This window comes from Halopseudomonas salina, from assembly GCF_008641105.1.
The window spans coordinates 14,656-34,125 of the sequence record NZ_VTTI01000002.1 but is presented as its reverse complement, the minus strand read 5'-3'; the positions used below and the strand labels follow the sequence as shown (position 1 = coordinate 34,125).

19 protein-coding genes are annotated in these 19,470 nt (G+C 56.6%); 7 read left to right on the top strand and 12 right to left on the bottom strand.

Translation table 11 applies throughout. The annotated features are described in order from the left end of the window. Positions 1-32 precede the first annotated feature (32 nt). A complete protein-coding gene (locus tag FZF01_RS03640) occupies positions 33-557 on the top strand; it encodes a DUF2062 domain-containing protein (RefSeq protein WP_150276775.1) in 525 nt (174 codons plus the stop codon). Positions 558-562: 5 nt separating this feature from the next. Here FZF01_RS03640 and lolD read toward each other — a convergent pair whose 3' ends face one another. Beyond that, on the bottom strand, positions 563-1,249 hold the full coding sequence (gene lolD / locus FZF01_RS03635; protein ID WP_150276774.1) for a lipoprotein-releasing ABC transporter ATP-binding protein LolD: 687 nt from the start codon (positions 1,247-1,249) through the stop codon (positions 563-565). After that, complete coding sequence (locus tag FZF01_RS03630) at positions 1,242-2,486, bottom strand: lipoprotein-releasing ABC transporter permease subunit (protein WP_150276773.1); 1,245 nt, start codon at positions 2,484-2,486, stop codon at positions 1,242-1,244. Before FZF01_RS03630 ends, lolD begins: the two co-directional genes overlap by 8 nt. A gap of 109 nt (positions 2,487-2,595) precedes the next feature. Between FZF01_RS03630 and FZF01_RS03625 the strand changes: the two genes are divergently transcribed. From FZF01_RS03625 to FZF01_RS03615, 3 genes are read left to right on the top strand one after another with little or no spacing between them, the layout of a single operon-like run. Then, positions 2,596-3,198, top strand: coding sequence for a PilZ domain-containing protein (locus FZF01_RS03625; RefSeq protein ID WP_150276772.1), 603 nt, complete (start codon positions 2,596-2,598; stop codon positions 3,196-3,198). After that, a complete protein-coding gene (locus tag FZF01_RS03620; RefSeq protein WP_150277098.1) occupies positions 3,198-3,515 on the top strand; it encodes a phosphodiesterase in 318 nt (105 codons plus the stop codon). Before FZF01_RS03625 ends, FZF01_RS03620 begins: the two co-directional genes overlap by 1 nt. Then, the gene (locus FZF01_RS03615) at positions 3,512-4,240 is read left to right on the top strand and encodes a glycerophosphodiester phosphodiesterase (RefSeq protein ID WP_150276771.1); all 729 of its coding nucleotides are present in this window, start codon (positions 3,512-3,514) and stop codon (positions 4,238-4,240) included. Before FZF01_RS03620 ends, FZF01_RS03615 begins: the two co-directional genes overlap by 4 nt. A 48-nt stretch (positions 4,241-4,288) precedes the next feature. Here the strand turns inward: FZF01_RS03615 and sthA are convergent, their stop codons facing one another. The 9 genes from sthA to FZF01_RS03570 all read right to left on the bottom strand — a co-directional run bounded on the left by sthA (position 4,289) and on the right by FZF01_RS03570 (position 12,868). Then, positions 4,289-5,686, bottom strand: a complete 1,398-nt coding sequence (gene sthA, locus FZF01_RS03610; protein WP_150276770.1) for a Si-specific NAD(P)(+) transhydrogenase — start codon at positions 5,684-5,686, stop codon at positions 4,289-4,291. A gap of 55 nt (positions 5,687-5,741) precedes the next feature. Continuing rightward, on the bottom strand, positions 5,742-5,990 hold the full coding sequence (gene nqrM, locus FZF01_RS03605) for a (Na+)-NQR maturation NqrM (protein WP_150276769.1): 249 nt from the start codon (positions 5,988-5,990) through the stop codon (positions 5,742-5,744). Between the two features lie 3 nt (positions 5,991-5,993). After that, complete coding sequence (locus FZF01_RS03600) at positions 5,994-6,911, bottom strand: FAD:protein FMN transferase (protein ID WP_223825376.1); 918 nt, start codon at positions 6,909-6,911, stop codon at positions 5,994-5,996. 106 nt (positions 6,912-7,017) lie between these two features. Continuing rightward, positions 7,018-8,244: an NADH:ubiquinone reductase (Na(+)-transporting) subunit F gene (nqrF, locus tag FZF01_RS03595; RefSeq protein WP_188434454.1), complete on the bottom strand. Its 1,227-nt coding sequence runs from the start codon at positions 8,242-8,244 to the stop codon at positions 7,018-7,020. A 13-nt stretch (positions 8,245-8,257) separates the two neighbouring features. Further along, complete coding sequence (gene nqrE / locus FZF01_RS03590) at positions 8,258-8,866, bottom strand: NADH:ubiquinone reductase (Na(+)-transporting) subunit E (protein WP_150277097.1); 609 nt, start codon at positions 8,864-8,866, stop codon at positions 8,258-8,260. A 6-nt stretch (positions 8,867-8,872) separates the two neighbouring features. Then, entirely contained in the window at positions 8,873-9,544 is a 672-nt protein-coding gene (locus FZF01_RS03585; RefSeq protein ID WP_150276766.1) for an NADH:ubiquinone reductase (Na(+)-transporting) subunit D, read from the bottom strand. 2 nt (positions 9,545-9,546) lie between these two features. Next, positions 9,547-10,323, bottom strand: coding sequence for a Na(+)-translocating NADH-quinone reductase subunit C (locus FZF01_RS03580; RefSeq protein WP_150276765.1), 777 nt, complete (start codon positions 10,321-10,323; stop codon positions 9,547-9,549). Beyond that, entirely contained in the window at positions 10,313-11,527 is a 1,215-nt protein-coding gene (locus FZF01_RS03575) for an NADH:ubiquinone reductase (Na(+)-transporting) subunit B (RefSeq protein WP_150276764.1), read from the bottom strand. The genes FZF01_RS03580 and FZF01_RS03575 overlap by 11 nt, the downstream gene beginning before the upstream one ends. Positions 11,528-11,530: 3 nt before the next feature. Next, the gene (locus tag FZF01_RS03570) at positions 11,531-12,868 is read right to left on the bottom strand and encodes a Na(+)-translocating NADH-quinone reductase subunit A (protein WP_150276763.1); all 1,338 of its coding nucleotides are present in this window, start codon (positions 12,866-12,868) and stop codon (positions 11,531-11,533) included. Positions 12,869-13,155: 287 nt separating this feature from the next. Here FZF01_RS03570 and FZF01_RS03565 point away from each other — a divergent pair, with 287 nt between their 5' ends. Beyond that, a complete protein-coding gene (locus FZF01_RS03565; RefSeq protein WP_150276762.1) occupies positions 13,156-13,716 on the top strand; it encodes a chalcone isomerase family protein in 561 nt (186 codons plus the stop codon). Positions 13,717-13,801: 85 nt separating this feature from the next. Here FZF01_RS03565 and FZF01_RS03560 read toward each other — a convergent pair whose 3' ends face one another. Next, on the bottom strand, positions 13,802-15,241 hold the full coding sequence (locus FZF01_RS03560) for a glyceraldehyde-3-phosphate dehydrogenase (protein WP_150276761.1): 1,440 nt from the start codon (positions 15,239-15,241) through the stop codon (positions 13,802-13,804). 152 nt (positions 15,242-15,393) lie between these two features. On the opposite strand from FZF01_RS03560, the gene mfd reads away from it, so the two are divergent. Next, positions 15,394-18,888, top strand: coding sequence for a transcription-repair coupling factor (gene mfd, locus FZF01_RS03555; RefSeq protein ID WP_150276760.1), 3,495 nt, complete (start codon positions 15,394-15,396; stop codon positions 18,886-18,888). Continuing rightward, positions 18,885-19,463 (top strand): CsiV family protein, encoded by a 579-nt coding sequence (locus FZF01_RS03550; protein ID WP_150276759.1) that lies wholly within the window; start codon positions 18,885-18,887, stop codon positions 19,461-19,463. Before mfd ends, FZF01_RS03550 begins: the two co-directional genes overlap by 4 nt. Positions 19,464-19,470: the final 7 nt, after the last annotated feature.

Genomic DNA, 19,470 nt, shown 5'->3' with positions numbered 1-19,470 from the left:
AATTGAGCGACATTTCCCTGGCTACCATAGTAATGCCGCGTCGGTTCCTGAAACGCTACATGCCCAGTCCCGAACGCATAAAGCAAAGCAAATCGCTTCGCTTTATGGGCAGCATGCTGCACGATCCAAACCTATGGCATCTCAACCGCCACAGCGTTGCGCGGGCAATGGCCATCGGGCTTTTCGTTTCGATGCTACCCATTCCAATGCAAATGCTGGTTTCAGCCTGCGTTGCAATGCCGGCACGTGCCAACCTGCCCGTCTCGGTGGGCCTGGTCTGGCTGACCAATCCGGTCACCATGCCGATGATTTTCTTTGCGGAATACAAGATCGGAACCATGCTTCTGGGCGCACCCGAACGCAGCATGCCCATGGAATTATCAATGACCTGGCTGGCCAGCGAAATCCACCATATCTGGCAGCCGCTGCTTCTCGGTTCCGTTCTTCTGGGGGCCGTCTTCGCCGTGGCGGGGTATGCCGCCACCATGTTGTATTGGCGAATATGGGTCGGGCGCAACTGGCAAAGGCGTAAAATGCGACGCCGTCATCAGAACTGACGTTTTTACTCTACGCGCGCCGCCAGTTTACCTTCCACCAGGGTCAGGACCCTGTCCATTTGTGACGCCAGTGCGAGGTCATGGGTAACCACCATGAAGGCGGTCTTGAGACTCTGGCTAAGTTCGAGCATCAACTGCTGAATGCTTCTTGCCGTGTGCTGGTCCAGATTGCCGGTAGGTTCGTCGAGTAGGACACAGGCCGGCTCGTTGATCAGCGCCCGTGCGATGGCCACACGCTGACGCTCACCACCTGACAATTCGCCCGGCTTGTGTCCGGCGCGCTGGGCAAGACCAACACGTTCAAGCATCTGCTGCCCGCGTTGGTGCGCTTCACTGATAGGCGTGTTGCCAATCAACAGCGGCATGCATACGTTTTCCAGGGCACTGAACTCCGCCAGCAGGTGATGGAACTGGTAGACAAAACCCAGCCCGCTGTTACGGAGCTTGCCACGTTCTGATTCGCGCAGTGAGGACATCTGCCTGCCGGCCAGCCAAACCTCTCCTTCAGTGGGCGTATCCAGCCCACCGAGCAGATTGAGCAGTGTCGTTTTACCCGACCCCGAGCTGCCGACAATGGCCACGCGCTCACCGGCTACCAGTTGCATGTTTATGCCATCGAGTACACGCAGGCGCTGCGGTCCGATTGCATATTCCATACTCAGGTTCCGACATTCCAGGACAAAATCAGTCATAACGCAATGCCTCCGCAGGCTCGGTGCGCGAGGCGCGCCAGGCCGGATACAGTGTGGCCAGGAAGCTCATGCCCAGAGCCGCAGCACAGATCAACACAACATCACTCCAGATAAGCTGGGACGGCAGGTAACTGATGAAGTACACATCGGAACTGAGGAACTGGATGCCGAAAAGTTTTTCCAGCCCAGCGACCATCGCCGACACGTTCAACGCCGCAAGTACCCCGAGGACACAACCAGCCAGAGTTCCCACCACACCAATCACGGAGCCCTGCACCATGAATATGCCCATGATGGTGCCAGGCGATGCGCCAAGAGTTCGCAGAATAGCGATGTCCGCTTTCTTGTCGGTGACCACCATGACCAGAGTGGAGATGATATTGAATGCAGCCACTGCGACGATCAGCAGCAGAAGCAGGCCGATCATGGTCTTTTCCATCCGGATCGCGGCAAACAGATTACCGTGAGTACGGGTCCAGTCCTGCGCGTAGTAGTCACCCGGCAGCAAGGATGCCAGCTCCCAGGCAACACGGGGCGCCTGGAAGAGATCACCCAACCTGACACGCAAACCCTGCACCTGACCGGGCTCCCAGCGCGACAAACGTGCAGCATCGCCGGCATGGATCAGCGCCAGGGAACCATCCAGCTCCGCTCCGACCTTGAAGGTGCCCACCACATGAAAACGTTTGAGGCGGGGAAACACGCCGGCGGGGGTTACCGATGCTTCTGGCAGAACAAAGGTCAGCTTGTCGCCAATCCCCACGCCAAAGCGACTGGCAATCTGTTCACCGACGATAATGCCAAACTCCCCGTCCTGCAGGTCGCCCAGGGTGCCACGGGTCATGTGCTGACCAACAATGGACACATCTACCTCCTTGTCCGGCAGAATGCCGTTCACCAGAACAGGAGCTACACTGCCATCATGCGTGAGCATGCCCTGCAGCTGGACAAAAGGCGCCACTGCTTCGACATCGGGATGCTCAAGCAGGGTATCGGCCAGCAGAGGCCAGTCGTTGATCGGCTGCTGGGAGCTGACGGTCGCATGGGGCACCATACCCAGAATGCGGGTCCGCAACTCGCGGTCAAAGCCGTTCATCACCGACAGCACCAGGATCATGACCAGCACGCCAAGGGTCAGCCCCAGCATGGAGATCAGGGAAATGAAGGAAATGAAATGATTGCGGCGCTTGGCGCGGGTATAGCGCAGGCCGATAAAAAATGGCAAGGGTCTGAACATGAAGTAACGGTTACCTGAAGGGCCGTGCCCGTTGAATGGCAGTTCGGATTGGCATGGTACACTGAAAAGCATATTTGTTCAGCGCTTCGCAAAGGCTCAGGCGGGTCAAATGACAGACAAAGAAGAAGACTCAACAGACGACAAGCGGGATTTCTTCAGAATTCGCGACAGCCTCGCCCTGGATGTGCGCAAGGTGAGCAGTGCGGACATTGAAGAGGCTGCGTTCGAGGAGCAATCACCACTTTTCAGCCTGTTAAGTGACCTCCATACCCTGGACTACGAATCGCAGCATCTGCTGCGTCAGATAGCCGAGCGTGACCGAGCCCTGGCGCACTATCTGAAGATAATCAACAAGCGAGTCGATCTGCTAAGTAACGCTCTGGCGCTACAGCTGGTGGATGAAATCGGTGATCCCCAGGAAGTTACCCTGAGTGAAGGCGGTATTTCCTTTGCCTATCCGGAGGCTTTCGAGATTGGTGCCTGGCTGGCGCTACGTATGGTGCTGCTGCCCTCACCACTTGGGCTGGTGTTGCCGTCACAGGTTATTCGCTGTGAGCCTGATACCGAGTCAGACAACTGGATCATTGCCGTGAGCTTTCACACCCTGGCAGATAATCAGCGTCAGATGCTTGCCCGGCATATACTGCAAAAACAGGCTCAGGAAATCCGTGCCAACAAGACTCAAGCCTCAATCCAGGAAAGGACACCATGATGAAACACCTAACCTCGACACTATGTGCCACCTCTCTGATGCTAGGTATGATGCTCAGCGCAGCACCCCTGCAAGCAGACACCCTGGTCATTCCACTCGGCCACCAGGCAACCGACAATGTGTCTGCTATGCCCCAGCGGGGTCAGACCAAAGGCTCCGTGGTCCAGCGCCATGGCGAGCCGAGCACTCGACATGCCGCTGTCGGGCAACCACCGATTACCCGCTGGGACTATCCCGGCTACAGCGTTTATTTTGAATACGACAGGGTCATCGATAGCGTTCGCCATCGCCAATCGGGGAGCGCGCTGACCCCATGACGTTGATTTACGGCCATCGGGGTGCCCGCGGCGAAGCACCGGAAAACACCCTCCCAAGCTTCAGACGCGCACTGGCCGCCGGCGTCACCCGTGTCGAGCTTGACCTGCATCTGTCCGCAGACCGTCAACTCATGGTAATTCATGACCCTACCCTCAGGCGCACCACAGGCCTGGGCGGCAAGGTCAGCAAACATACTGCTGCTGAATTGATGCGCCTGGACGCCCGCCGGGATGGTCCATCCTGGCCGGAGCCTTGCCCAATACCCAGCCTGGAGCAGCTTTTCCAGGCCTGCCCAGAGTTCGAGCACTACCAGCTTGAAGTCAAGAGTGGCTCCAGCGGCCAATCACGTATTGTGCTGGACGCTGTCAGTGAACTGGTCCAGCGTTTCGGGTTGAAGGACAAGGTAGTCCTTACCTCAAGCAGCCGCACCTTGCTGAAAACGGCCAGCCAGGACAATTACTCGCTTCCCACCGGGCTGGTCGAAGAGTATGGCCTGATTGATCCCCTGAAGAGCGCACGTCGGTACGGTTGCCGCTATCTGATCCTGAACTGGAAATTATGCAGGCTTGCACGTATACGAAAAGCCCAGGCCATGGGTCTGCATGTATCAGTCTGGACAGTGAATGACCCTGCGATGATGCAGCGCCTGGCAGAGATGGGCGTAGACAGCCTGATTACCGACCTGCCGCACCTGGCAGTCGAGACCCTCAAGCAGCGGGCATAAAAAAGCCCCGGTTACGGGGCTTTTTCGTTGCACACACGAGCATAGTGCCTAAAAAAGTCGGTTCAATCCGTCCAACGCCGCAACCCGATAGGCTTCAGCCATGGTCGGGTAGTTGAAGGTGGTGTTGACGAAGTACTTGATGGTATTCGCCTCCCCTTTCTGGTTCATGACGGCCTGGCCGATGTGCACAATTTCCGATGCCTGGTCGCCAAAGCAATGAATACCCAGAACTTCGAGAGTTTCGCGATGGAACAGGATCTTCAGCATACCCACCTGTTCACTGGTAATTTGCGCGCGCGCCATACTCTTGAAAAATGCCTGTCCAATTTCGTAAGGCACCTGTGCATCGGTCAACTCACGCTCGGTCTTGCCCAACGAGCTGATCTCCGGAATCGTGTAAATACCTGTGGGCACATCATCCACAAAACGCCAGGCGTCATTGCTTACGATATTACCCGCGGCAGAACGGCCCTGGTCGAAAGCCGCACTGGCCAGGCTCGGCCAGCCAATCACATCTCCGACAGCGTAGATATTCGGCACATCAGTGCGGTAGTTTTCATCCACACTCAACTGGCCACGGTTATTGGCCTTTAACCCGACATTTTCCATGCCTAGCCCATCAGTATTACCAGTACGGCCGTTACACCAGAGCAACGCATCGGCCTTGAGCTTCTTGCCAGACTTTAGATGCAGAACAACACCCTGGCTGTCCAATCCCTCAATCTTGTCGTATTCCTCGTTATGCCGGATCAATACGCTGTTGTTACGCAGGTGGTAACTCAAGGCATCAGAGATCTCGTCGTCAAGGAAACTGAGTAACCGGTCCCGGTTGTTGATCAGGTCTACCTTTACGCCCAGCCCGCAGAAGATTGATGCATATTCACAACCAATAACACCCGCACCGTAAATGATCAGGGTACGTGGAGTATGGTTAAGCTTGAGGATGGTGTCGCTGTCATAGATGCGCGGGTGACTGAAGTTCACGTCCGCCGGACGATACGGCCTGGAGCCCGTGGCAACGATGACTTCCTTGGCGATCAACTTGTCGACCACACCTGCGGAATTGACCAGTTCGATGGTGTTCTCGTCGGCGAAACTGCCCTTGCCAAAAAACACATCGACCCGATTGCGGGCGTAATAGCTGGTCCGGGAGGTAACCTGTTTGGCCATGACCTTTTCGGCACTTTTCAGTACGTTTGGAAATGAGAACCAGCGGGGCTCACCGATGGTGCGAAACATCGGATTGGTATTGAAGTGAATGATCTGTTTGACAGAATAACGCAATGCCTTGGACGGAATGGTGCCCAGATGGGTACAGTTACCACCCACAGAGTCACGCTCTTCAACCACAGCCACCTTGCGGCCGTGCTTGGCCGCGTTCATTGCAGCGCCCTCGCCAGCTGGGCCAGAGCCCAGTACCACTACGTCATAATTGTATACAGCCATTCAGTAAGTTCCTTGTTGTGCTCGAGGGTATGCTCTCATCTGAAAACCGATGAAGCTAGTCGACCTTGGTCGCGTCATATCCCAGATCACTGGTTGCACGCTTGGCCCGCGGCTCGATACCCGCGTTTTCACTTGCTTCTTCGCACCTTGTGACGTCCCCGCCGCAGATGCCACAGGACTTGTCGAGTCCAGTCGCACCAATACCACCGCAGGACCCGGCAATAGGCTTGCGACCCATCATTACGCCCACGGACATGCCAACCACGACCAGAGTCATCAACAGGAATGCCAGAAACCAGACCATAGGTTACTCCTCGCTCTTTACCAGAGCCTCAAACAGGGGTGTGGGCCGGGAAACAAACTCGGCCCCCTCGCGCAGCACAAAAAGTGCCGCAACATTGTTTTCCTGTGCATATTCCCAGCCCTTCTCCGGGCCAAGAATCAGCAATACGGTGGAAAGCCCATCAGCCACCATGGCAGAGGGATCCATCACGGTCACTGCAGTCAAATTATGCATGACCGGCCATCCGCTCCTGGGATTGACAGTGTGCGAATAACGCTGCCCCTCGTATTCAAAGTAATTACGATAGTCACCTGAAGTGGATACCGCATAACCGTCGAGCTCAACGATCAGACTCGCTGTGCGCTCATCATCACGCGGCTCCTCTATGGCAATGCGCCAAGGATTCTCGCCCGGCTTGACCCCGGCCGCCTTGAGTTCGCCGGTAATCTCGACCATATAGTCTTTGATTCCCAGTGACAGCAGGTGTTCCGCAACCCGATCAACCATATAGCCTGCGGCAATGCTGCTGAGATCAACCTTGAGGTCATTGTCCTTACACAACTGGTCCTTCTCGATGCGCAAATGCTGCTGGCCTACATTCTGCAACGCCTTATCAATCTCGGCCTGCACAGGCACGACCTGCATTCCGTCGCCACGCTGAAAGCCCCAGACTTCCAGCAACGGGCCAACGGTCACGTCGAAACCGCCTTCGCTGTCCCTATTGAGCCTCTGTGCAAAACCGACCAAATCCAGAATCGATTGCGGCATGGACTGACAGGCACCAGCAAGCAGTGCGTTGAATCTCGCCAAATCCGAATCGTCACGCCAGGTAGAAACCTCAGCATCAAATTCGTCGAACTGGTTTTCCAGACTGGCCTGCAGCTTTTCCGGACCGGGAGAACCATCCGCCGCAACCCATTTGATCGAATAGGTGCTACCCATGGTGCTACCGGAAATTTCCGAAACCGGCACCGTAGAATTGAAACAGCCCGCCAGAGCTGTTGCCAAGGCAACAACAATAGCGGGCCGAAGGTTTCGAAGTAGCACTCTAGCCGCCGAAATCATCAAGCATGATGTTTTCCGGTTCGACACCCATATCCTGCAGCATCTTGATAACCGAAGCGTTCATCATTGGCGGACCACACATGTAGTACTCGCAATCCTCAGGGGCCGGATGGTCCTTCAGATAGTTATCAAGCAACACATTGTGAATAAAGCCCGTTGGACCATTCCAGTTGTCTTCCGGCAGCGCATCGGACAAGGCCAGATGCCACTTGAAGTTCTCATTTTCTTCCTGCAGCTTGTCGAATTCCTCGACATAGAAAGCTTCACGCAGCGAGCGCGCACCGTACCAGAAGGAGATCTTGCGCTTGGTCTTGATGCGGCCCAGCTGATCGAAGATGTGCGAACGCATGGGCGCCATACCGGCGCCACCACCAATAAAGACCATCTCGGCATCGGTATCCTTGGCAAAGAACTCACCAAAGGGACCATAGACCGTGACCTTGTCACCGGGCTTGAGCGCGAAACACCAGGAGGACATCTTGCCCGGGGGCAGATCGTCACGGCCTGGCGGCGGCGAAGCCACACGCAGATTGAACTTCACTACGCCACGCTCTTCCGGGTAGTTGGCCATGGAATAGGCACGAATGACGGTTTCATCAACCTTGGACACAAAGCGCCACATGTCGAACTTGTCCCAGTCACCACGGAATTCCGGCTGAATGTCGAAATCCTTGTAATGCACGGTATGCGGCGGGCATTCCAGCTGCACATAACCACCAGCACGGAAATCGACGTTCTCGCCTTCCGGCAGTTTGAGCGTCAGTTCCTTGATGAAGGTCGCCACATTGGGGTTGGCCTCAACGGTGCATTCCCACTTCTTCACGCCGAAGACTTCTTCCGGCACTTCAATCTTCATATCCTGCTTGACCGGGGCCTGGCAGGACAAGCGCCAGCCTTCGTTGGCTTCACGCTTGGTGAAATGCGACTCCTCGGTGGGCAGCATGGAACCGCCGCCCTCCTCGACAATGCACTTGCACTGGGCGCAGGTACCGCCGCCGCCGCAGGCAGAAGACAGGAAAATGCCGTTGTTCGACAAGGTGTTCAGCAATTTGCCACCGGCAGGCACGGTAATGGTGCGCTCGCCATTGATTTCAATGGTCACGTCGCCACTGGTGACAAGCTTGGAGCGAGCGATCAAGATCACGGCAACCAGAAACAGCACGATCGCCGTGAACATCCCCACGCCCAGAAAGATTTCCATGTTCATCAGTTACAGCTCCTGTTTACAGTTGCACGCCGGAGAACGACATGAACCCCAGGGACATGAGCCCCACGGTGATGAAGGTAATGCCCAGACCGCGCAGGCCATCAGGAACATCGCTGTACTTGAGCTTCTCGCGAATACCCGCAAGCGCAACAATCGCCAACGCCCAGCCCACACCGGCACCAAACCCGTAAACGGTGCTCTCGCCGAGAGAATAATCACGCTCGACCATGAACAGGGACGCACCGAGAATGGCGCAGTTCACGGTGATCAGCGGCAAGAATACACCCAGCGCGTTGTAGAGCGAGGGAACAAACTTGTCCAGCAACATCTCCAGAATCTGCACCAGTGCAGCGATAACGCCGATGTAGCTGAGCAGACCCAGGAAGCTCAGGTCCACATTGGGCAGACCGGCCCAGGCCAGCGCGCCATCACGCAACAAGTAGGTATAGATCAGATTGTTGGCCGGTACGGTGATGGTCAATACCACCACTACCGCAATACCCAGACCCAGCGAAGTCTGCACCTTTTTTGAAATAGCGATAAAGGTACACATGCCGAGGAAGAAGGCCAAAGCCATGTTCTCAACGAAAATGGCCCGGACCATCAGGCTTATATAGTGTTCAATCATGGCTTACATAGCCTCCTTCAACGCACGGCTCTGTGGTGCCATCTTGAAATCCGGCTCCTCCACCTGCTCAGTCTTCCAGGAGCGTAGCGCCCAGATGATCAGCCCGATTATGAAGAACGCAGACGGTGGCAGCAGAAGCAGACCGTTGGGCTGGTACCAGCCACCCACGTTGACCAACGGCAGGATTTCATAGCCGAGCAGCTTGCCGGCACCAAACAGCTCACGAATCACGGCAACCACGATAAGTATGAAGCTGTAGCCCAGGCCGTTACCGACCCCGTCAAGGAAACTCATATGTGGCGGGTTCTGCATGGCAAAGGCTTCAGCCCGGCCCATCACGATGCAGTTGGTGATGATCAGACCAACGAAAACCGACAACTGCTTGCTGATGTTGTAGGCATAGGCCTTGAGAACCTGATCTACCACGATTACCAACGACGCAATGATCACCATCTGCACGATCATCCGGATTGAGCCGGGGATGTAGGTGCGGATGCTCGAGATAAACAGGTTGGAAAAAGCGGTTACCGAGGTGAGTGCCAGACACATCACCAGGGTGACGTTCAGGCTGGTCGTAACCGCCAGCGCCGAGCAGATCCCGAGGATCTGCAGGGCAATTGGGTTGTTGCTGAAAATTGGGTCGAAGAGCACCTGTCTGGCGCTTGCTTTAGCCATGATTACGCTTCTCCCGCGCTGAGATTATCGAGGAACGGACGAAAGCCATTCTCGCCCATCCAGAACTGAACTAATTTTTCCACCCCACGACTGGTCAAGGTGGCACCGGCAAGACCGTCGATCTTGTGCTCGGCGTCAGCCATACCCGGATCCACGCTACCCTTGATGACCTGGATAGCAACATCATCCTGCTCATCGTAGACAACCTTGCCGGTCCATTGCTGTTTCCAGTTCGGATTGTCGACTTCACCACCCAGACCGGGCGTTTCCGCGTGCTGGTAGAAGCCCAGACCCACAACAGTCTGCAGATCACCCTCAAGGGCAATAAAGCCGTAAAGGGTCGACCACAGGCCGTAACCATGGATTGGCAGAATCATGGTCTCGATACCATCTTCGTTCTCAACCATGTATACGGTTGCGTAGTTGGCACGGCGACGGATGCTGGCAATATCTTCGGAAGCATCAAGTTGCTGAGACAGCGCAGGCTCCTTGGAAGCCTTTTGCTGATCGTAGGTCAACGGATCGATTTCATCACTGAACTCGCCAGTGCGCAGATCAACCAGACGAGCAGTCACTTTCTCGAACTGCTCCTCGACACTAACGCCCTCTTCCAACAAACCGGCGATAGACAGAATGTTGCGCTTCTTGTCCAACAACTGGTTGGTTATCTGCACCGGCTTGAGCGACACGGCGGCAACCGAAACAACCACCGAGCACACCAGACAGACCAGCAACGCCACCATGATGGTGCGGCTGACGGATTCTCTATTACTGGACATTGCGTACAAGCCTCCGCTTTATATTGGCCTGGACGACGAAGTGGTCGATCAGGGGAGCGAACAGGTTGGAGAACAGAATCGCCAGCATGATGCCCTCGGGGAAGGCCGGGTTGACCACACGGATCAGTACAACCATGACACCGATCAGGCCACCGAAGATCCATTTACCCTGGTTGGTCATGGACGCAGATACAGGATCAGTGGCCATGAAGATCATGCCGAAAGCGAAGCCGCCAACCACCATATGCCAGTACCAGGGCACTGAGAACATCGGGTTGGTAGTGGAGCCCAGCATGTTGAACAACAGACTCAAACCAATCATGCCAAGCATCACGCCTGCCACAATACGCCAGTTGGCGATCTTGGTTGTCAGCAGTACGGCGCCGCCCAGGAATATAGCCAGGGTCGAAGTTTCACCTATTGAACCGTGGATGTTGCCGACAAAGGCATCAAACCAGCTGATTCCCTGTGACATGATCGCTTCGACGCCACCGGAAGCCGCCAGACTCAGTGCGGTTGCACCGGCGTAGCCATCAATCGAAGTCCAGACAGCGTCACCGGAGGAGGCCGCAGGATAGGCAAAGTACAGGAACGCCCTGCCCGTCAGCGCCGGGTTGAGGAAGTTCTTGCCAGTACCGCCGAAGACTTCCTTGCCGATCACGATACCGAAGCTGATACCCAGCGCGACCTGCCACAGAGGAATGCTTGGCGGCAGAATCAGCGCAAACAGGATAGAAGTAACGAAGAAGCCTTCATTGACCTCATGCTTGCGGATCGAGGCGAACAGGACTTCCCAGAAACCACCGACCAGAAAGGTCACGGCATACACCGGCAGAAAGAACGCCGCACCATGAATCAGGTTGTCCCACAGACTCGCTGCGTCAAAACCTGCCAGCGACCCGATCAAGCCAATGCGCCAGCCTTCCTGAGCTGCGAGCAACTCGGGGTTGGCTGCATAGATGATATTGGCCTGATAACCAATGTTGTACATGCCATAGAACATCGCCGGGAAAGTACATACCCATACGGTGATCATCATGCGCTTGAGGTCCAGACCATCGCGCACGTGCGCAGTGGTGCGAGTTACGCTACCGGGACGGTAGAAAAACGTGTCGATCGCTTCGTAGAGGGCGTAGAACTTTTCGTGCTTGCCACCCTTCTCGAAGTTGTGCTCGATCTTGTCGAGGAATGCACGCAAACCCATGGCTTAACCCTCCTTCTCGATCAGCGTGAGGTTGTCACGCAGAATCGGGCCATATTCATATTTGCCAGCGCACACGTAACTGCACAGGGCCAGATCTTCTTCGTCCAGCTCCAGGCAGCCCAGTTTCTGGGCCATGTCAGTGTCACCGACGATGAGGTAGCGCAAGAGTTGCGTTGGCAGGATGTCCAGCGGCATGACCATCTCGTAGTTACCGAGTGGGACCATGGCCCGCGGGCTGCCATTTGTAGTAGTAGTAAAATCGAATTGCTTGCCGGGTTTCAACTTGGAGACGAAAATATTCAATACCGAGTGTTTATTCACCCCGGGACGCAGGTAGTGAATCATTTCGCGGTTATCGCCTTCGGCCAGTACGGAAACCTGCTGGTGATAACGACCAAGGTACGCGACCGGACCCTGAGCCAGGCGACCACCAAAGACCGACCCGGAAATAACACGGTTATTACCTGACTGCAGCTCGCCAGCGGTGAGCTCATCAAGATTGGCACCCAGACGTGTGCGCAGCAGACGTGGACGCTCGACCATCGGGCCTCCCAGTGCAACCACACGTTCAGTCCATAACTTGCCGTCGGTAAACAGATGACCGATAGCAATAACGTCCTGATAGTTGACCTGCCAGACAGTCTTGCTCTCGCTGACCGGGTCGAGCATGTGGATGTGCGTACCAGGCAAGCCTGCGGGATGGGGGCCGGCGAAGCTTTCGCAGCGAACGCCATCGAGGTTTTCACCCGGTACCGACGCGCCCTCGGCGCGGCACAGCCAGATTCGTCCGAGGCGCGCAAGCACCTTCAGGCCATTCTCGAATGCGCCTGCGTATTCCTTCAACACCAGGGCCGGGTCAGCGGCCAGCGGGTTGGTATCCATAGCCGTTACAAAAATCGAGTGCGGCTCACTGTCAACAGCAGGCACACGGCTGTAGGGCCGTGTCCGCAATGCTGTCCACATACCTGATTCGATCAATTGCTCACGTACATGCTTGGGATCAAGGCCCGCCAGGGCCGTTTCCTCGTGGGCGGTAAAGCTGACCGCTTCATCACCCTCGACGTCGATTACCACCGACTGCAGGATACGCTTCTCGCCGCGGTTGATCGCACTGACTACGCCTGACGCGGGTGCGGTGTAGATAACGCCGGGGGTTTTCTTGTCACTGAAAAGAATCTGGCCTAGCTTGACCCGGTCACCCTCTTTCACTTCCATGGTTGGTTTCATACCGTGGTAGTCGAAACCGACCACGGCAACGCTGCGCACCGGGCGCGCGTCATCCATGATTTGCTCAGGGGAGCCGGTGATTGGCAGATCCAAGCCCCGTTTGATTTTTATCATACGTATAGCCTAATCACTGGTTGGAATCGTCAAGGGCGGATCGGGCATCCGGCGTAGCAAAGGGGCCGCCGAGCGTTTCGGGAGGCAAACAAAACCCAGCAGAATGTGACCACGAACCCTCATCAAAAATCCCGTCAAGTATAAAGACCATGACCTGTCAATGCTACTCAAGGTCTTGGTTTTTTCAGGTTTTTTGCTGTTACACAATCCGTTACCGGGTGAATTGACCATAATTCAGCCGGAGTAGTTAATGGGCGTATTGACTCACCGAAAACGGAGTAGAAAAGATGATTGCACGTACCCTGGCGCTGGTTTGTTGCCTCTTGCCACTCAGCCTTGCCGCCAGCGAAAAGCGCCTGGCCGAAGCGGACTTCCCGCAACGCATCGAAGTTGGCAATCAGGAGCTGGTCTTGCGCAATGCCAGCTTGCTGGAATACCTGTTCGTGGACGTTTACAGCGCCGCCCTGCTGACACCAGCACAACAGCCACTGGAAAACCCGATAAAGGCAGGAGAACCCCTGCATCTGGAGCTGTATTACTACCGGAACATTGATCGCGAGGACGTCATCAAGGCAGCCTGGGTAGCTCTGGAACGGCAGTACGACAAGCCAACCCTTGACGAGCTGCGGCCCATGATTGACGAGCTGCACGCCACATTTACCGACATCAGCGCAGGTGATCGTTACGCACTTACCCTTGATGCAGCCCACTCCCTTAGTTTGAAATACAACGGAGTGGAGTCTTTCAGCTCAGAGGACAGTCAACTGGCTAGAGCATATGTTGGCATCTGGCTCAGGGAAAACGGATTGTCTGACGACCTACGCGAAAGACTGACTGCAACCCGTTGATTTAAAATGGATCAATAGTTCAAAAAAAAGGCGCCAGAGGCGCCTTTTTTATTACTCACTACCTGCACAAGCAAGCAGTGTCTGCTCAGACCGGGAAAGCCGGGGGATTGACGTTCGCCAGATCTTCCAGAATCCGCACAACCTGACAGCTGTAACCAAACTCGTTGTCATACCAGACGTAGAGAATCAGACGATTGTCATTGCAGATGGTAGCCTCGGCATCCACCACACCGGCATGGCGTGAACCCACGAAATCACTGGAAACCACTTCCTGGGAATTGGTGAAATCGATTTGCTTGTGCAGGTCAGAATGCAGCGCCATGTAACGCAGGTATTCATTGACCTCATCACGATCAGTTGCCTTCTCAAGGTTAAGATTGAGAATGGCCATGGACACGTTGGGCGTAGGTACACGAATCGCGTTACCACTCAGCTTGCCGCCCAGCTCCGGCAACGCCTTGGCAACTGCCTTGGCAGCACCCGTTTCAGTGATGACCATGTTCAGTGCAGCGCTGCGACCACGACGGTTGCCCTTGTGGAAGTTGTCGATCAGGTTCTGGTCGTTGGTGTAGGAGTGAACAGTCTCCACATGACCGTTGACGATCCCGTACTTGTCGTTGATCGCCTTGAGAACTGGGACAATAGCGTTGGTGGTACAGGACGCAGCAGAAATGATCTTGTCGTCCGGCGAAATCGTCGCATGATTGATGCCGTGAACGATGTTCTTCAGGTCACCCTTGCCCGGAGCGGTAAGAACTACCTGAGATGCGCCCGGGCACTTCAGGTGCTGGGACAGACCCTCGGCATCACGCCATACGCCAGTATTGTCTACGACAATGGCGTCTTCTATACCGTACTGGGTGTAATCGACTTCGCTGGGGTTACTCGCATAGATCACCTGGATGATCATGCCGTTAGCCGTCAGGGTGTTGTTTTCCTCATCCACCTTGATCGTGCCCTGAAAGGAACCGTGCACCGAATCGCGACGCAGCAGACTGGCACGCTTGGCCAGATCATTAACTGCACCCTTGCGCACAACAATGGCGCGCAGACGCAGGCCGTCGCCCACACCTATCTTCTCGACCATGATGCGCGCCAACAACCGACCGATACGTCCGAAGCCGTAAAGCACAACATCACGGCCCTGGCGGCGCTCGCCCTTGTGCCCGATCACATCAGCCAGCTCTGTGCGCAGGAAAGCGTCCAGATCATCCCCACCTTCACGGCGGAACTTATCAACCAGGCGGGCCAGATCGATCGAGGCAGGACCCAGGTTCAGATCCAGCAGAGCCTTGATCAGCGGGAAGGTGTCATGTACTGACAGCTCGGTATCGTCGATCTGACGCGCAAAGCGGTGGGACTTGAGGATACTGATAACAGAACGATTCACCAGCCCCCGACCATAGATCGAGGTGACCACGTTGTGCTCGCGGTACAGACGGCCGATCAGCGGAATCATCGCTTCGGCGGTGGATTCACGATCCGTCCAGTTTTCCAGACATTGGTCATATTGGGCTTGAGTCACGTCTTTTCCTTCCAGGTCATGGGCTCTAAAGGGCCGATATTATGCTTTTGTTCTGGCACCGAGGCAATGATTCCGGGAAAAGCGCTGTAACCGCGGCATAGTCATGCGTACACAGGTACACTTGGCGTTTTTTACAGATGGACAGTCAACGCATGCCTGCGAACAAAACCATTCTTGCCTCTGCCGATGCACTCGCCGGCCATGGCAAGACGGCCTGGGGCAACCTGACCGGAGCCGCCAGGGCGCTAGCCATAGCCGAGGGCGCCCTGCTGCACCCGGGCCTGAGTCTGGTCATAACCACTGATACGGCCATGGCCGATCAACTGGAACGGGAGCTGCGGTTCTTCGCTCCAGATCTGCCCGTGCTCAGCTTCCCGGACTGGGAAACTCTACCCTATGACCGTTTTTCGCCGCACCAGGACATCATTTCCCAGCGCCTGAAGACGCTTTACCAGCTACCGTCGGTCACCCAGGGCATTCTTGTTGTGCCCATGACGACCTTATTGCACCGCATCGCGCCACGCTCCTTCCTCGGCGGCTCGGTGCTCATGCTCGAGCTGGGCCAGCAGCTGGATATGGACAAGATGCGCCTGAATCTGGACGCGGCCGGCTATCGATGCGTCGATACGGTATACGAGCATGGCGACTACGCCGTGCGCGGCGCGCTGCTGGATCTGTATCCGATGGGCAGCCGCCTGCCCCTGCGCATCGACCTGTTTGACGATGAAATCGAGACCCTGCGCACCTTCGACCCAGAGACCCAGCGTTCGATCGACAAGGTCGAGCGGGTCCATCTGTTACCCGCCAAGGAATTTCCGCTGGACAAGGCAGCCCTGACCGGCTTCCGCGCCCGCTTTCGTGAGCGCTTCGACGTCGACTACCGACGCTGCCCGGTGTATCAGGATCTGAGCGAGGGGCTGGTGCCAGCAGGGGTGGAATACTACCTGCCGCTGTTTTTTGAAGAACTGCAAAGCCTGTTTGATTATCTGCCAGACAATACCCTGCTGTTCAGTCTGCCTGGCATCGAGGGCAGCGCCGAACACTTCTGGACCGACGTACGTAACCGCTATCAGGAGCAGAGCGTCGACAAGACACGTCCGCTGCTCTCACCGGCGGAGCTGTTTCTCAGCGTCGAGGACTGTTTCGCGCTGATCAAGCGCTTTCCACGGATTGTCTGTCACCAGGAATCCATCGGGCCCGCCGCCGGTAACATTCACTTCAGCTGCCAGCCGCCGCCTGAGCTGCCAATAGACAATCGGCTGGATCAGCCCCTTGCAGCCCTTGAATCCTTTGCCAGCTCTTTTGAAGGGCGAATTCTGTACGTCGTGGAAAGCGCCGGACGCCGTGAGGCGATGCTCGACCTGCTGGCACGCATCGAGGTCAAGCCGGGCACGGTGGAAAGCTGGCCAGAGTTTCTCGCCAGCACTGCGCCGCACTCGATCATGGTGGCAACCATTGACCAGGGCATGCTCTGCGGCTCGCCCGCCATCGCACTGATTGCCGAGAATCAGCTGTTTGGCCAGCGCGTCATGCAGCGCCGGCGTCGCGGCAAGGCCACCGACCTGGGCGATGCGGTCATTCGCAATCTGACCGAGCTCCGCGAAGGGTCACCGGTGGTGCATATCGACCACGGCGTCGGCCGCTTCCTGGGCCTGGTCAATCTGACCGTTGAAGACCAGCAGGCCGAATTCCTCACCCTGGAATACGCCGACGAAGCCAAGCTCTATGTCCCGGTAGCCAACCTGCACCTGATCGCCCGCTACACCGGTGGCGAGGACGAACACGCCCCGCTACACCGCCTGGGCTCGGAACAATGGCAAAAAGCCAAGCGCAAGGCGGCCGAAAAGGTCCGCGACGTGGCTGCCGAACTGCTTGATGTCTACGCCCGCCGAGGTGCCCGCAAGGGCTTCAGTTTCAGTGCACCGGAACGCGACTATCAGGCGTTCGCCGATGCCTTCCCGTTCGAGGAAACCGCCGATCAGGAAGCAGCCATCGAAGCGGTAATCAGCGATATGGTCAAGTCACAGCCGATGGACCGGCTTGTGTGCGGCGATGTCGGCTTCGGCAAGACCGAAGTCGCCATGCGCGCAGCTTTCCTGGCGGTACACGGTGGCAAGCAGGTTGCGGTACTAGTACCCACCACCCTGCTCGCTCAGCAGCACTACAACAGCTTTCGCGACCGCTTTGCTGACTGGCCGGTCAAGGTCGAGGTCATGTCGCGCTTCAAGTCCACCAAGGAAATCAAGTCTGCCATCGGCGAACTCGCCGAGGGCAAGGTGGATATCATGATCGGTACCCACAAACTGCTGCAGGGCGACATCCAGTTTCAAAACCTGGGACTGATGATCATCGACGAAGAACACCGCTTCGGCGTCCGCCAGAAAGAACAGCTCAAAGCCCTGCGCAGTGAAGTGGATGTGCTCACGCTAACCGCCACACCCATTCCGCGCACCCTGAATATGGCCATGTCGGGCATGCGGGAGCTGTCGATTATCGCCACGCCACCGGCACGCCGATTGTCCGTGCGCACCTTCGTCATGCAGCAACAGGCGCCGGTGCTCAAGGAAGCCATCCTGCGTGAGCTGCTCCGCGGTGGGCAGGTCTACTTCCTGCACAACGAGGTGCAGACCATCGAGAAATGCGCCGCAGACCTGGCTGAACTGGTGCCCGAAGCGCGCATCGGTATCAGCCACGGACAGATGCCCGAACGCGCGCTGGAACAGGTGATGGGCGACTTCTATCACCGGCGGTTCAACGTGTTGGTGACCACCACCATCATCGAAACCGGTATCGACGTACCCAACGCCAACACCATCATTATCGAGCGGGCCGACAAATTCGGCCTGGCTCAGCTGCACCAGCTACGCGGTCGTGTCGGCCGCAGCCACCACCAGGCTTACGCCTACCTGCTCACGCCCCACGGCAAGAAGCTGACCAGCGACGCCGAAAAGCGTCTGGAAGCGATTGCCGCAGCCCAGGAACTGGGAGCCGGATTCACCCTGGCCACCCATGACCTGGAAATCCGCGGCGCCGGCGAACTGCTGGGCGACGGCCAGAGCGGTCAGATCCAGGCCATCGGCTTTACCCTGTACATGGACATGCTCGATCGGGCTATCAAGGCAATCAAGTCGGGCAACCAACCGTCCCTGGATCAGCCTCTGGGAGGCGGGCCGGATATCAACCTGCGTCTACCGGCTCTGATCCCGGATGACTACCTGCCAGACGTGCACAGCCGCCTGATTCTCTACAAGCGCATAGCCAATGCCACCGATGACGAGGCTTTGAAGGATCTGCAGGTGGAGATGATCGACCGGTTCGGCCTCTTGCCTGAGGCAGCCAAGACGCTGTTCCGCGTTACGTCCCTGAAATTGCGCTGCACTCCTCTGGGAATCAGCAAAATAGATGTCGGGCCCGAGCATGGCCGTCTCGAATTTGCCAGCAACACCCAGGTTGACCCGATGACGCTGGTCAAACTGATCCAGGATCAGCCCAATCGGTATAAACTTGAGGGTGCTACCCTGTTCCGCTTCAGTGCGCCCATGGGAGCATCGGATCTGCGCCTGAATACGGTTGAGGCACTGATTGACCGTCTGGAAGCACCACCGCAGCAATCCCAGCCATCCAAAGGGAAAGGAAAACGTTCATGAACTCCGTTATTCGCACTCTGCAGCTGCCCGCACTCGTCGCTATCTCTGTTCTGGCAAGCACCGTCCAGGCCCAGGATGCGGGCACCTACCAGGTCGAGGCCATTGTGTTCGCCCAACCCTCAGCCCCGATCAGCGGCAACCGTGCCCCCGACTACAACTGGGCCAATGACGCTGTGATGCTCGAAGATACCGCCCGCAGTGATGTGCGCAAACTGGACGTAACCCAGCTTCGCATGGACAGGGAGGCGGACAAGCTCGCGGCCAATGGCTACCGAATACTCATGCATCAGGCCTGGATCCAGCCGGCTGACAGTAACCTGAAGGTAGCGATACACCAGGGGGAAACGCTGGGCGAGCATTATCCCGTCGAAGCGGTGCTTGGTCTGGAGCGCGCCGAGGAATCAATGGCGCTCGAGGTAAAGGCTTGGCGGCACACTGGCACTCGCAGCCAGGATGGCCAGGCCGACAGTATTGTCAGCGAGAAACTGCACCAGTCCCGTCGCTTGCGTCTGAACGAGGTGCATTATCTCGACCACCAGAGCATGGGCATGCTGGTCCGGGTTAACAGTCGCTAAAGGAACT

What these genes read in the sequence shown, in the direction of transcription:
- FZF01_RS03640 (WP_150276775.1), top strand. Translation starts at nt 33, where the DNA reads ATGCCGCGTCGGTTCCTGAAACGCTACATGCCCAGTCCCGAACGCATA.
- lolD (WP_150276774.1), bottom strand. Translation starts at nt 1,249, where the DNA reads ATGACTGATTTTGTCCTGGAATGTCGGAACCTGAGTATGGAATATGCA.
- FZF01_RS03630 (WP_150276773.1), bottom strand. Translation starts at nt 2,486, where the DNA reads ATGTTCAGACCCTTGCCATTTTTTATCGGCCTGCGCTATACCCGCGCC.
- FZF01_RS03625 (WP_150276772.1), top strand. Translation starts at nt 2,596, where the DNA reads ATGACAGACAAAGAAGAAGACTCAACAGACGACAAGCGGGATTTCTTC.
- FZF01_RS03620 (WP_150277098.1), top strand. Translation starts at nt 3,198, where the DNA reads ATGAAACACCTAACCTCGACACTATGTGCCACCTCTCTGATGCTAGGT.
- FZF01_RS03615 (WP_150276771.1), top strand. Translation starts at nt 3,512, where the DNA reads ATGACGTTGATTTACGGCCATCGGGGTGCCCGCGGCGAAGCACCGGAA.
- sthA (WP_150276770.1), bottom strand. Translation starts at nt 5,686, where the DNA reads ATGGCTGTATACAATTATGACGTAGTGGTACTGGGCTCTGGCCCAGCT.
- nqrM (WP_150276769.1), bottom strand. Translation starts at nt 5,990, where the DNA reads ATGGTCTGGTTTCTGGCATTCCTGTTGATGACTCTGGTCGTGGTTGGC.
- FZF01_RS03600 (WP_223825376.1), bottom strand. Translation starts at nt 6,911, where the DNA reads ATGGGTAGCACCTATTCGATCAAATGGGTTGCGGCGGATGGTTCTCCC.
- FZF01_RS03585 (WP_150276766.1), bottom strand. Translation starts at nt 9,544, where the DNA reads ATGGCTAAAGCAAGCGCCAGACAGGTGCTCTTCGACCCAATTTTCAGC.
- FZF01_RS03580 (WP_150276765.1), bottom strand. Translation starts at nt 10,323, where the DNA reads ATGTCCAGTAATAGAGAATCCGTCAGCCGCACCATCATGGTGGCGTTG.
- FZF01_RS03575 (WP_150276764.1), bottom strand. Translation starts at nt 11,527, where the DNA reads ATGGGTTTGCGTGCATTCCTCGACAAGATCGAGCACAACTTCGAGAAG.
- FZF01_RS03570 (WP_150276763.1), bottom strand. Translation starts at nt 12,868, where the DNA reads ATGATAAAAATCAAACGGGGCTTGGATCTGCCAATCACCGGCTCCCCT.
- FZF01_RS03565 (WP_150276762.1), top strand. Translation starts at nt 13,156, where the DNA reads ATGATTGCACGTACCCTGGCGCTGGTTTGTTGCCTCTTGCCACTCAGC.
- mfd (WP_150276760.1), top strand. Translation starts at nt 15,394, where the DNA reads ATGCCTGCGAACAAAACCATTCTTGCCTCTGCCGATGCACTCGCCGGC.
- FZF01_RS03550 (WP_150276759.1), top strand. Translation starts at nt 18,885, where the DNA reads ATGAACTCCGTTATTCGCACTCTGCAGCTGCCCGCACTCGTCGCTATC.